This window comes from Vibrio sp. 10N.222.49.C12, from assembly GCF_041475025.1.
Lineage (GTDB): Bacteria > Pseudomonadota > Gammaproteobacteria > Enterobacterales > Vibrionaceae > Vibrio > Vibrio crassostreae_C.
The window spans coordinates 1-1508 of the sequence record NZ_JBFRVF010000067.1 but is presented as its reverse complement, the minus strand read 5'-3'; the positions used below and the strand labels follow the sequence as shown (position 1 = coordinate 1508).

General features: G+C 39.9%; 2 protein-coding genes and 2 pseudogenes. 1 reads left to right on the top strand and 3 read right to left on the bottom strand.

Features of this window, described 5'->3' with window-relative positions; all coding sequences use genetic code 11:
- A pseudogene (locus AB4583_RS18420) lies at nt 1-92 on the top strand (IS21-like element ISVch3 family helper ATPase IstB); the annotation flags it as partial.
- A gap of 79 nt (nt 93-171) precedes the next feature.
- Here AB4583_RS18420 and AB4583_RS18415 read toward each other — a convergent pair.
- From AB4583_RS18415 to AB4583_RS18405, 3 genes and pseudogenes are all read right to left on the bottom strand, one after another.
- A pseudogene (locus AB4583_RS18415) lies at nt 172-252 on the bottom strand (ATP-binding protein); the annotation flags it as partial.
- Entirely contained in the window at nt 249-455 is a 207-nt protein-coding gene (locus AB4583_RS18410) for a hypothetical protein (protein ID WP_372118685.1), read from the bottom strand. The gene AB4583_RS18410 and the pseudogene AB4583_RS18415, both read right to left, overlap by 4 nt.
- A 602-nt stretch (nt 456-1057) precedes the next feature.
- Nucleotides 1058-1444 (bottom strand): hypothetical protein, encoded by a 387-nt coding sequence (locus AB4583_RS18405; protein ID WP_372118682.1) that lies wholly within the window; start codon nt 1442-1444, stop codon nt 1058-1060.
- Nucleotides 1445-1508 lie beyond the last annotated feature (64 nt).

The window sequence follows — 1508 nt, the reverse complement described above, 5'->3', positions numbered from 1 at the left end:
CTCTAATGGATCGGCTGGTACACAATAGTCATCGAATAGAACTAGGAGGTGAGTCGATGAGAAAACTGGCGCAATCCGATCACTTAGAGTAAAAATAGGAAGAGAGAAAAACGGCAGGATCAAGTGATCGGAATAAACCGAAACGAGCGATCGCAATCACCGAAATACGCAGCCATGCTTTTTTGCAAGCGCTTTCGAGTAAGTCGTCTTACCCGAACCGATAAAGCCACATACGAAATAGATTTTAGTCATGATGCCCCATTAGTCTGCTTGTTACGCCTGATTCTTTCTTTTAGAAGTGTTCCAATACTGCTAACGACAAACGTAAAAGCAAACGCCACCATTGGCCGATAGAAATCAAACGCACCATCCGTCATAAAAAAGTACTGATGAATGGCGACACCAAAGCCAACACCTAATGCCAGCTTCAGATTCTTTAAAATTCCTTGTTTCATGTTCATTCCTTCGTAGAAAGCAACACTATGTATAGGTGTGAGTGACGTTACGGCCAGATCTTAAATCATTGCGACATAAACACTGAAATTGAAGTAAGCCGAAAATAACAGCGTTGAGCATCCGTTTTAAGTGCTATGTCAGGCTAATTTTTCCTGACGTTCTTGAGTGCATGTTTGATCTTTTCGTAAATAAAACTAAGAACCGCACCTACAAAGACAAATAGACAAAGGTCAATCAGAGCAAGTTTAAGACTGAACGGGTCTGAAAACAGGTTATAGGTGAATCCCATTTGCAAACCAATAAATTTAGCTAAAAAAACTGTAGGTATGATCAGAAGTATATGCACGTATTACCTGACAAATTGACTAGAAGTAGAGTTCTACAACACATACTACTTTTGCTCATTTCTCAGGCAAGGAAATAGGTCTCGATTTACCCTGAAATGGGGATGCCATATGAATTTCACCACGATGAGTCTAGCGCCCTGTTCAGGGATGAGTAACGCAATGCCGAAGCAGCCGTATACTTCTTAAATTACTAATACAAAGATAGTAAAAATCCCATGCGTTTTGGGTCTGCTTGCATTGTTGGTTATACAGCTTTAAATGTACTGAAACTTTTGAAAAATATCTCTGCCCTTATCAATGTCATCCGCATTAAAGCTATACATTTCTTCAGTTGGAATTAATTGAGGAAACTTTACTCTGAAGAATTCACCTATGGCTGATTCAAACCCGTCAATTTCGTTGCCAGAAATAGTAATGAGATAGTCCGATGAAGTGAAACTGTATGTCCAGAACTGAGCTGATATCAACGCGCATAAACCGCATGCAGCATCAATAAGAGTATCAAGCGTCGCTTGATGAAAATTGCCATGGCGGTCATGTTTGGTTTTGTTATAAGCTTGATACCAATCTAACCCACCACCTGATACCCATTTGGAGAATGGTTTTCTTATACCTTTTACGCCATGCCAATTCGGAACCATCACTTCATATTTAGATAAATAGTGGCTTTGTTCTATTTTCTTATAGCCCTATCTGGCAGGGTAG